Origin of the sequence: Komarekiella delphini-convector SJRDD-AB1, from assembly GCF_014831675.1 — a bacterium.
GTDB lineage: Bacteria > Cyanobacteriota > Cyanobacteriia > Cyanobacteriales > Nostocaceae > Komarekiella.
Window position 1 is genome coordinate 1 of sequence record NZ_VJXY01000100.1, and the last position, 10,493, is coordinate 10,493.

Here is a 10,493-nt window from a genome sequence, read left to right on the forward strand (position 1 = left end):
GTCAGTAAGCTTTGTACAATTTCCATATGGCTATCGAGTCGGTGCTTGTTTGTTCTAATCAGCACCTTAATGGTTCGATAGTTTTCTTGTCTATTCCCTCAACTCAAAATTGTCCGGAGTATTGATAAGCGGTAGCTGTATTCAGCAAGTTTTCTTCTTTTCTATTTCGTAAGCTTGCAATAAATGCTCACCATTGAAATGAATTAGGTGAGTTGCATCTTCGGCAACCCAAACATCGGTTTCCCAAGCAATTTCTGCCAGATATGCCACCATTGCCTTGCGGCTAAGAAATGCTGTCACCATCACCAGAGAGATTTGGACACCTTTGAATAATGCTTCAAGTTCTTTTTTCCGCTTAGGATTAATTGGGCCATGTGAGGTTACAGCTTCAATTAGCACTAACCAGTTATTTGTTGTTAAGTGGATAATGATATCTGGCATTTTGCCGTGGGAATCGATAGTAACGCCCAAATCTGCCAGTGCTGTTTCATCGAAGTGGGCGAACTTTTCATCTGTATCACCAATATAAATGAGCTTTCCACTAGGGGTAAAGCGAGGGGCAAAATCATTAATAATTTTTTCAATCAGAATATTCTGACCACCTGGCGATAAAGTTTTAATTTCTCCTGCAATCATTATCGGAATACGAGACATTTCACGCTCTTGAGCATACTGTTTTTTTAAGGTTTCAACCGAAGCAAGGTAGGTGCAGATGCTCTTTTCCCATGCGTCAGTAGCGTAAGTTCGTAATAGTTCGAGCGCACTCTCTTCAATCTGATATACAGTTTTGGGACTGTTGATAGGACGGCTCGGATTATCTGGATTAGCAACTATCAAAGCTGCATCTAAAAATTGATGCACTGTCTGGCGGCGAACCGTTTCCCGTGTGTTGGGCTTATAGGTTTTGCCATAATGCTCAGCCATGAAGTTCATCATCGGCGTAATTCCGATAAAAGGTGAAGTTGCTAATTGCCAAGAATCTGTCGGCTTTAAATCAAGCAACGCCAGAAGAGTTAATGCTGACCGTTCATTTAGTTGTGCTCGTGGAAAGCCCAATTGCGTCAAAATTAGCAGCGCTTCATCAATTCGAGACTTAATTACGATGGGATTGTTACCTGACTGATTCGACATACTCAGTAGCTTATCTTCTATAAGTTCGTCGATTTCCCGTAAAGAAGGAAACTGCTCTTTAATGCCCGTCCCTAAAGACAACAGCTGTTCCAAATTAGGATACTTTAATTTCCGCAAATCTGTTGCATTGACCTGAGTATGCCCATTGAACAATCGAAAAAATGAATCAACCAGGGTTGAATTGAGATAAACAGCAAGCCCACGAGCCAAGGTAAGGCTAAGTCCGCGTCCATCTTTGTGAAAGTAATTCAAGTGATTTTCAAAGCCGACATAGGCATAATTAAATTGGTCAGCATCGTAAACCACTGCAACAATCCGCCTTTTCTGTTCTTTCGACGAGAATCTTTTACATAAAACGTAATGCTCATTTGGGATCAGAAGATTTGCTGTTTCTTCTATACAAACTATGGCTTGAGGCTTTTTGGTTTTTTTTGGATATTCTACATATCCATTCAATAAATTCACCGGATAAATTAAAGGAACGGTATGATTTTCTGAATTTGTTATTAGGTACTGTTTTGCTCGGAAATCCACTACCCGTCCAGTTGAAACTGTTAGCCCTAGGTCTTTCAATGTGCAGGTAAAAAGCTCCATTCGCTGAACAACTTGCTGGCTGATTTTATCTGGAAGAATATGAATAAACTGCTCTGGATCATCGGAGTGAACTAAGTCTGCGTACGATACAGAGTGTGACAGGATCAAGTCATCATTAGCACCGGAACTAGTATTGATGATTACGTTACTAGATTTTTGCTCTTGTTTTTTAGCTTGGATAATGATAGTTTCCTGCAAAACATCATCATCACTAAATGTTTCTTGACGTGATTCAAAAAGATGTACTTGCTGTAAAGCCATCATCTCCAAAAACATCTTCCGAAAGTTACGGAAATACGGCCCATTGCAAAAACTGCGCGGGGTAATCGCTACAAATTCCCCTCCTGGTTTTAGAAGTTGCGCTGTAGCAGCCATAAAACCAGTGTAAAGATTGCTCGTCTCCAAACCGATGGAACGCAGCAATTCACGCACCTTGGAATGAGCATTGATTTTCAAATAAGGTGGATTGAGAATAGCATGGGTAAATTCTGCTGCGTTTTCACTATTCAATAAACCAGCTTGAAGCAGCCTGACTGCATCTTCGATAAAATCAGTCTCACGAATTTCGTAATTGAAGGAAATGCCCACATGCTGACATTCCTTCTCACATAGTTTTAGCGTCTGGTGCAAATATCTGATTAGAAGAGGGTCAATTTCATAAGCTACAACGCGCAAACTTAATGTGTGTTGTTGTTGGCATACTTTCGCTACAAAAGCGGCTATTAGTGAACCGATTCCGGCACCGGCATCAAGCAAGGATATTTCAGGTAAATCTAGGCTATCAAACATCTCAGCCATCAATTCCGCTACTGGAGCAGGGGTTAGAAACTGACCCATTAACCCTTTCTTACTTTGCTTGAGCTTGAAGCTTGCTACAGCCCGATGAAGATCCACTTCTGCAAGCAAGTCACCACTAGATAGTTCTGCTAGACTGTTGAACCCCAAAGTATTGGTATGATTTGCTACGAACGCTTGACTGCTTGATGGGATGATCACGGTCTGTCTTCTTAGATTGCTATCAAGTTTATTTTATTTGCCTCACGCAGAGGAGCCAGCGCTGTGCTGGGGTCTCCCCCGTTGAGGCGACTGGCGTGCGCGGAGGCGCAGAGAAGGAATTGAAAATTACGACTTTTGCAAGAAGTCTACTCATTGCTCAGCACTCACAAAAGTCCTGCTGACTCATACAGTCGTTTAAGCATTGCTGTAATCTTCGTACCATAATTTAAATCTGCTGCCCAACGCCCTGATAGTTGCTCGATTGATGGCGCAACACCGCGTGTGACAAAGCGGAACCGTGGGTCTACTACTTCCTGTACTAGAGGTTCTAGACTAGCGTATGCTTTTAAGTGTTGGATGTGTGATCTTACGCCAATTCTGGCACTTTCAAAAGATGCAGCCTCCGCACCACCACCAATTGCGCCTAAGCCTGCAAAGTTATTTTGCTCAGGTCTAATATCACCGCCAAAGCGTAAAAATCCAGTTTCTACACACATTTGGCAAAAGGCAATGTCATAGTTCACTCCTTCTATACCTGCTTCTTCCCGATAGAGTTTGGGGATGTCAGGAAATTTTACTAAAGCATTTTCATTGTTGTTTCTTAGGAATAGTTGCAACTGCACTTCTGAAGTATTACCGTTTGACATGACTCGATCAAATTGACCTGGACAAACTGCTAGATTTGATCGCAAGCTGACGGTACGAGTTGCAGCATCCCAACTAACTGCAACATTGAAATCCCGCAGTTCGATCGCTTTGACATATACTATTTTGCGATAGGTGATCCGGCGAACATTAGACGCTGTTGACAAGTCAATCCGCAAGCGATCCACTAAATCAATGGGGATGTATGCATTACCATTAATCAGCACCCCTTGCTCTAAATAATTTTGCCCGTTAATGTTGATATTGATTGCCGTATAAGTCGGTTCTTGAGGATTTCCAGGACTGGGGTCAATTATACGACTCCAAGATGCTAGCCCATCGGAAATTCCCAAGGCAAAATCGCGGCGACGATTTTGTAGCAAAGCCCGATCCTCTGGACTGCTAAGAAAACCCACTTGCATCGATAAAGAAGGCAGCGTTGTCCGGCGACAGAATGCCAAACTACCCAATCCACTATCTGTATCTGGTTTGACTCCCCGATTTGGCAACTGGGGTACGCGACGCAATAACCCCATTAGCAACAGTTCAGCATTGCTCTTGCGCTCATTATTATTGGCAATATAGAAGACACTAGCCCCACGCACAGAAGGACTGCTAGCCGCATCAGATTCAATTTCTAGGGCTACATCACCCCGACGGCCACGGGAATTTATCCAGGTGATAGTTTGGGCCGCACTCAGATCATCTGGGACTGACAAAACTTCAAAAATCCTTGCTCTTAGTTCTGTTACAATCAAATCCCGCAGCAAAATCATTTCTCTAGCTTCGGTTGTATCACCTGCGATCGCACCTGGATCAATTCCTCCAGCTTCCTTGCCTCCGTGAGCCGCCGAAATAAAAATACGTCCCATCTTCAGTATTTCCTCTAATAAAATTAAGCGTAAGCAATTCTATAGATCATTCTTGGTCTAGCAACAAGAATATAACAGCCATCAGAAGTCCTTTGTTATTTGTCTTTTGTTATTTCTCTAAACTTGGGGACTAGGGACTGGGTATTGGTACGGCACAATCAGTTTGGCAAATATATTGTCAATATTGCTGAGGGAAGAGAAATTTATGTAGGCGATCGCATCTTAATATCTCAAGTTTGCGCGTTCCATCAAAACTTTTTTAAGTGACTGGACGTACCACACGAATTAGTTTTCCTTGCAACGGTTCTTCTGCTGTCACAGCCTCATCTATCCGGGCTGCGAACTGTTCCCAATTCCGATTGTTCGTGCAAACAATAATGCCGAAGTGGTTATAATCACGACGATGCAAACGGATAAAATCATACCTGTTAATAGTTAATATCGAGCGTTTTTGGCTTGTAGCAAATGCCAGCACTTCGTCATCAGCTATACCTTGGTCTGCATTTCCAGCTTCTTGAACTGTCAAAATATCATGCCCCAAAGTACGTAATAATTCCACAACTGGAAACGGAAACTGCTCATCTGCGTAAAACCATGCCATCGACTAGGCTACCTTATTACGCTCAATTGCCGATTCGATTTCATCAGGATGAGCTTCTGCATACACCCAAGCATTAGCTAGATCTGTAGCCGTAATGGTTGGATAGCTCGTCAAAAGATCAGCATCGCTATATCCAAGACAGCGACTTTCTACAAGTACCCAGACGGGAATACGAGTTTTAGCGATGCGAGCCTCTCCACCACAGACTCTAGGAGTTTTCTCAATTCCTTGCCAATTGCTGCCAAGACTTTGAGCAAGTAACTGTATAGCCTGCACCTTTTCACCAGGACTAAGGGCAAGAAGTTGTTGTTCTAACTCTTTGAGTGTCACGGATGTAAATCCTCTGATGTTTTAGAAGGCTAGATTTACAATTTTATCAATTACTAGGTTGATTCGAGTAGCTTGAGGAGAAATAACACTCGTTTAAAAGCCAGTTTACAATAAGCACTGATGCCGCAATTTTGGCTTGGCAGACTACTAGTTGAAGATTGCGGCAAAATATAATCAATTATGATTAATGACTAATTATGCAAATCCCCCGCTTGCACCCAGACACAATTGAAGAAGTTAAACTACGAGCTGACATTGTAGATGTCGTCTCAGAATACGTAGTTTTACGCAAACGCGGGAAAGATTTCGTCGGTTTATGCCCCTTCCACGACGAGAAAACTCCCAGCTTCACTGTTAGCCAAACCAAGCAAATGTACTATTGCTTTGGCTGTCAAGCTGGGGGAAATGCCATTAAGTTTGTGATGGATTTGGGCAAGCGCCAATTTGCTGAAGTAGTACTGGATTTGGCGCGGCGTTATCAAGTGCCTGTACAAACCCTGGAACCAGAACAAAGGCAAGAATTGCAGCGTCAGCTATCTCTGCGTGAACAGTTATATGAAGTTCTAGCTTCGACGGCACATTTTTATCAACACGCCCTGAAACAATCTCAAGGGCACAAGGCAATTGAGTATTTGCAATCCAACCGCTATCTGAGAACAGAAACTATTGAGCAGTTTGGCTTGGGTTATGCCCCCGCAGGTTGGGAAACGCTGCATCGCTATTTGGTGGAAGATAAGCGCTATCCAGCGCAACTGTTGGAAAAAGCGGGATTGATTAAGCCACGCAAAGAAGGAGGCGGTTATTATGATGTGTTTCGCGATCGCCTGATGATTCCCATCCGCGATGTTCAAGGGCGTGTAATTGCTTTTGGTGGTAGAACTCTCACTGATGAGCAGCCTAAATATTTAAATTCACCCGAAACCGAACTTTTTAGTAAAGGTAAAACATTATTTGCTCTTGATCAAGCTAAAGGTGGAATTTCTCAACAAGATCAAGCGGTAGTTGTAGAGGGATATTTTGATGCGATCGCTCTCCATGCTGCTGGTATTACTAACGCTGTCGCCTCTCTTGGTACTGCCTTAAGCTTGGAACAAGTGCGGCAGGTATTACGCTACACCGAATCGAAACAATTGGTACTCAACTTTGACGCCGATAAAGCCGGAACTAATGCCGCAGAACGAGCGATCAGTGAAATTGCCGAACTAGCATATAAAGGCGAAGTTCAATTAAAGATTCTCAACTTGCCTGATGGCAAAGATGCCGATGAATACTTGTATAGCCATACCTCAGAAGACTATCATCAACTATTAGTAAATGCACCACTTTGGCTGGACTGGCAGATTCAGCAAATTACTAAAGATCGTAACTTAAAACAGGCTACTGACTTTCAGCAAGTAACTCAACAGATAGTAAAATTGCTCAAAAATATAGCTAACAGTGATACTCGTAACTATTATGTTGCTTATTGTGCAGAGATACTCAGTTTAGGAGATACCAGACTTATACCTCTACGAGTCGAAAATCTGTTAACTCAAATTGCTCCCACTGCGGCGACTACATACTCTAAACCTGTGTCAGCAAAGAAAGCATGGGGAGGTAGTGTTTCTCCATCCTCAATCCCTAGCGATCGCAGTCTTTTAGAACATGCAGAAGCGTTATTACTGCGAATTTACATGCATTGTCCCGAACAGCGTCGAGCGATTGTTGAGGAATTAGAGGAGCGAGATTTACAATTTAGCCTTTCCCACCACCGATTTTTGTGGCAACAGATTTTAGAGGTAATGGAGCAAGGAGATTTAGTATCAAATTTGCAAAATAGATATTTAGAGTTATCTGAAGAATTGGGATTAGTGTCTCATCTGTTTCATTTAAATGAGAAAAGCAAGAAAGAATTACTTCGTACTCCTCAAGTAGTTCAAGCTGCGATCGCCTGTATGGATCTGGTAATGCGTGAAAAACGCTATCGCCACTTTTTAGAACTATGGCAACAAACCGATCCAGAAGCAGAACCAGAACGCTATCAATCCTATTATCAAGCTTTCTATGCCGAAAAATTAAAGCTTCAAAAAATAGACAGACAACGGCTATTTTCCATCACAGAATTGCTGTAGGTTGTTATAATCGTTCTCTTTACAGCTAGTTTATTATGCACTGGCAACCTATAGAAGATTTACCATCAAACTGGGAAAAATTGGCTAGTGCTGAGTTGCCACCTTTAGTCACTGTTTGGAATGAACAAGCACAGCGTCTTCGGTCTTCTGGTGAGTTCAAAACCTTTATGGAAAGGTTAAGTCGAGAAATTGCAATAGAAACTGGAATAATTGAACGACTGTACACTCTAGACAGAGGAATCACTCGCTTATTAATTGAACAAGGAATTAATGAGGCTTTGATTCCTCATGGAGCTACAAATCGTCCAGTTAAGCAGGTTGTATCTCTAATCCAGGATCAAGAAGCAGCAATTGAAGGACTATTTGATTTTGTAGGTGGACAGAGAACTCTCTCAACTTTCTATACTAAACAGTTACATCAACTTTTAACCCAGAATCAAGATAGTACGGAAGCTGAAACACCAACAGGACAAATAATCAGCGTTCCTCTTATACAAGGTGACTGGAAGCGACTACCTAATAACCCTAAAAGACCTGATGGCTCTATGCACGAATATTGTCCTCCAGAACAAGTCGCTTCTGAAATGGATCGGTTAGTCGAATGGCATCATCAACATCAAACAAGACAAATTCCTCCTGAAGTTGAAGCAGCATGGCTGCATCATCGCTTCACACAAATTCATCCTTTTCAAGACGGTAATGGTCGAGTTGCTCGATGCCTAGCTAGTTTAGTTTTCATCCAAGCTGAATGGTTTCCTTTAGTTCTTACTCGTGATGACACAGGAGCTTATATTGCAGCTTCGGAACAAGCAGATAAAGGTGATTTGTCAAACTTGATTAACTTGTTTTCTAAAAGTCAGAAGCAAGCATTTATTCGTAGCCTTGGTTTATCTGAACAAATTTTGTCAGAAGCGCGACGCGCTCAAGTTGTCATTGCTTCTATAGCTGACAAACTCAAGCAAAATCAATCGGCTAGCATTCAAAATCGCTGTCGAAAGGTTGAGGGTTTTGCTGCAAATTTGTTTGAAATTGCATCTAATCGTTTACAAGATATCGCTAATGATATCAAGTTATCTGTTCAAAATCTAGTGAGTGAAGCTCAAGTGTTTACAGTTTCGGCTCCGGCTGGTGATTCCAGATCATACTATCATCGCTACCAAGTTGTAGAAACAGCTAAACAACTAGGGTACTTTGCAAATCTTCGTCACTATCACAGTTGGATACAATTAGCTATCAATGTAGAATCAACAACAACAATCTTATTGTCTTTTCATGTCCTTGGACATGAGTATCGTGGTTTACTTGTGTGTTCTGCATGTGCGTACCATAGAGATAATGCCGAAGAGGGTGAACGAAATATTAGTGATATCCAAGCCTTAACAGATTCTTTGTTTCAGTTTTCTTATGCTGATGAAGAGGGTAATCTTACAGAGCGTTTTAAGCAATGGTTGGAATATGTACTTGTAACTGGTTTAGAGTATTGGAATAAAAGCCTTTAATTGTTCACTAAATTCCTGAACTACTTCTTGGTAAACTGATTGTAAACACACTTCCTTCCTCTAATTTTGATTGTACACTCACGCTACCTCCCATACCCTCTACAAGTGTCTTGACAATCGATAAACCCAAACCAGAACCTCCTGTTGCAGGGCTACGAGATTCATCTACGCGGTAAAATCGCTCAAAAATACGTGATTGGTGTTGTAAAGGAATGCCATGACCTTGATCACAAATTTGAATAATTACCCGATCCGAAAGCTGATTTAATTTAAAAAGTATAGGCGTCGCAGCTTCAGAATACTTAATAGCATTATCAATCAAATTCAGCAATACTTGTTTGAAACGACTGTAGTCTACTTTTACCTCAATTGGGTAAGTTGTTGACTCAATTTGAATTGTGCGATCGCTATACTTCTGTGCCATCAATACAACCTCTTCAACCAAGTTATTCAGCACATAAGATTTAATTTGAAAATGCAAATAACCACTATCTGCCCGTGCTAAATCAAGTAAATCTTGTAGCAAGCGAATGATATGTTCAGCTTCCGATGCAGCAGTTTCTAAAGCTTCCTGTTGGCTTGGGGTTAAATTATTCTGCCGTCGTAAAACACTTTGCAAGTAACCAAGTACAATTGTCAATGGTGTGCGTAACTCGTGAGAAACATTACTTACAAATTCTCGCTCTTGCTCCCAAGATTGGGAAAGGCGCGATAGCAACATATTTAAAGTTTGAGCTAATTCCTTGACCTCGCTAGGTGCATTATTCAGATATAGTTGTGCTCGTCCCAAATCTTCTACAGAAATGACAGCAGTCATTTGGTTTAGCTGGCGCAAAGGTTGCAGAGAACGTTTAATATAAAATGCGATCGCAACTGTTAGCATGATAATTGCTAAAACAGTAGTAATAGCCAAACTCCGCACTATTACCATAAACATTGTCTGTTCACGGGTAATATCCTTGACTACAAATAGCTGACCCAGAAGCTTACCCTGAACTTGCAAAGAACCACTACTCAAAACAAAGTAGCTTTGGTTAACTTTGTAAACTTGAGGTTTAATCGACATCTTGGTAAGTGACATTAATTCAGCCACACTAGTATCAGATAACAAATCTAAAGTGGCAGATTTCACTAAAATTTCATTATCAGAACTTTTTAGCCATAATAATGTATTTGTATTCGCTAAATTATTAATAGCTTTTTGCAATCCAGTTTCAGGTTGCATCATTTCACTATAAAGTTGCACATCGCGCGGTAAGCGTTCCGTTATTTGTTGTATATTTTGCTTATGACTATTAATCAAAATTTGCTGCATTTTCCAACTAGTCCATGCAGCAAGGCTACTTAATATAAAAGCTGAAAATGCACCAATACCTACCGTCAGGCGTATTTGTAATGAAGATGGGTCTATATTTATCCAAGCTTTTCTAATTTGCTTCACTACTTTGATTGTATTTTGAGTATCAGATAAGGTTTTATTAATAAGGTTGCACTGATAATTAAACTTATAATTATAATTAATTTGAACTTGCTACTGTTGCATCTCTGTAGTGACGATAGTCACTATTCAGAATAAAATACTAAATTAGAACTTACGCACTCAGATCCCCCAACCCCCTTAAAAAGGGGGCTTTATAAATTCCCCCCTTTTGAAGGGGAGCCAGCGCGGTCTTCTCTACTTTGAGGCTGCGCCAAGGGGGTTTCCACGCCACTC

Annotated in this window: 8 protein-coding genes; 3 read left to right on the forward strand and 5 right to left on the reverse strand. The window is 41.2% G+C overall.

Annotated features, from left to right (window positions below; genetic code table 11):
* Positions 1-141 precede the first annotated feature (141 nt).
* A complete protein-coding gene (locus FNW02_RS36165; protein ID WP_348535511.1) occupies positions 142-2,721 on the reverse strand; it encodes a BsuBI/PstI family type II restriction endonuclease in 2,580 nt (859 codons plus the stop codon).
* A gap of 164 nt (positions 2,722-2,885) precedes the next feature.
* A complete protein-coding gene (gene tftA, locus FNW02_RS36170; RefSeq protein WP_191762307.1) occupies positions 2,886-4,238 on the reverse strand; it encodes a hormogonium tapered terminus morphoprotein TftA in 1,353 nt (450 codons plus the stop codon).
* A 144-nt stretch (positions 4,239-4,382) separates the two neighbouring features.
* Between tftA and FNW02_RS40370 the strand changes: the two genes are divergently transcribed.
* Entirely contained in the window at positions 4,383-4,505 is a 123-nt protein-coding gene (locus FNW02_RS40370; RefSeq protein ID WP_225226221.1) for a hypothetical protein, read from the forward strand.
* Here the strand turns inward: FNW02_RS40370 and FNW02_RS36175 are convergent.
* Together FNW02_RS36175 and FNW02_RS36180 are read right to left on the reverse strand one after the other, a co-directional pair.
* On the reverse strand, positions 4,498-4,839 hold the full coding sequence (locus tag FNW02_RS36175; RefSeq protein WP_191762308.1) for a DUF5615 family PIN-like protein: 342 nt from the start codon (positions 4,837-4,839) through the stop codon (positions 4,498-4,500). The two genes, FNW02_RS40370 and FNW02_RS36175, sit on opposite strands and share 8 nt — an antisense overlap.
* A 3-nt stretch (positions 4,840-4,842) precedes the next feature.
* Positions 4,843-5,169, reverse strand: coding sequence for a DUF433 domain-containing protein (locus FNW02_RS36180; protein ID WP_191762309.1), 327 nt, complete (start codon positions 5,167-5,169; stop codon positions 4,843-4,845).
* Between the two features lie 197 nt (positions 5,170-5,366).
* Between FNW02_RS36180 and dnaG the strand changes: the two genes are divergently transcribed.
* Together dnaG and FNW02_RS36190 are read left to right on the forward strand one after the other, a co-directional pair.
* Positions 5,367-7,280 carry a DNA primase gene (gene dnaG / locus FNW02_RS36185; RefSeq protein WP_191762310.1) on the forward strand — a complete coding sequence of 638 codons (1,914 nt, stop codon included), beginning with the start codon at positions 5,367-5,369 and terminating at the stop codon, positions 7,278-7,280.
* A gap of 35 nt (positions 7,281-7,315) precedes the next feature.
* Positions 7,316-8,779 (forward strand): Fic family protein, encoded by a 1,464-nt coding sequence (locus tag FNW02_RS36190; protein ID WP_191762311.1) that lies wholly within the window; start codon positions 7,316-7,318, stop codon positions 8,777-8,779.
* Between the two features lie 7 nt (positions 8,780-8,786).
* Here FNW02_RS36190 and FNW02_RS36195 read toward each other — a convergent pair whose 3' ends face one another.
* The gene (locus tag FNW02_RS36195) at positions 8,787-10,220 is read right to left on the reverse strand and encodes an ATP-binding protein (RefSeq protein ID WP_191762312.1); all 1,434 of its coding nucleotides are present in this window, start codon (positions 10,218-10,220) and stop codon (positions 8,787-8,789) included.
* Positions 10,221-10,493 lie beyond the last annotated feature (273 nt).